Raw genomic sequence first — 317 nt, forward strand, 5'->3', positions numbered from 1 at the left:
TGGGCTTCGGCGCTTCGATACCGGCATACCTGATGAGCTCACGCCACACCCCCTGCGATCCGGTCATTCATGCGCTCCTGGCGCTTCCACTTGCTGTAATCCGCCATGATGCGGTCGAGCATTGCCCGTGCGGCGTCGTTGTGATCGATCTCTGCGCGGCTTTTGATGCCACACGCCTTGCGCAGCCAATCGGCGCAATCCTCTGGCGTGTGAGTACCGTTTGGAAGCTGCCGATGCTCTAGCGCCTGGGCTTGGCGGCGTCGATAGTCCAGATACAGGCCAAAGCGCGGGTTCTGGCACAGCATCGCGGCGCGGCG

Annotated in this window: 1 protein-coding gene; it reads right to left on the reverse strand. The window is 62.8% G+C overall.

The annotated features are described in order from the left end of the window. Positions 1-38: 38 nt before the first annotated feature. A partial coding sequence (locus tag CXF87_RS12510) for a hypothetical protein (protein ID WP_101146802.1) occupies positions 39-317 on the reverse strand: 279 nt, incomplete at its 5' end.

The organism is Halomonas sp. MES3-P3E, from assembly GCF_002836035.1.
Lineage (GTDB): Bacteria > Pseudomonadota > Gammaproteobacteria > Pseudomonadales > Halomonadaceae > Vreelandella > Vreelandella arctica.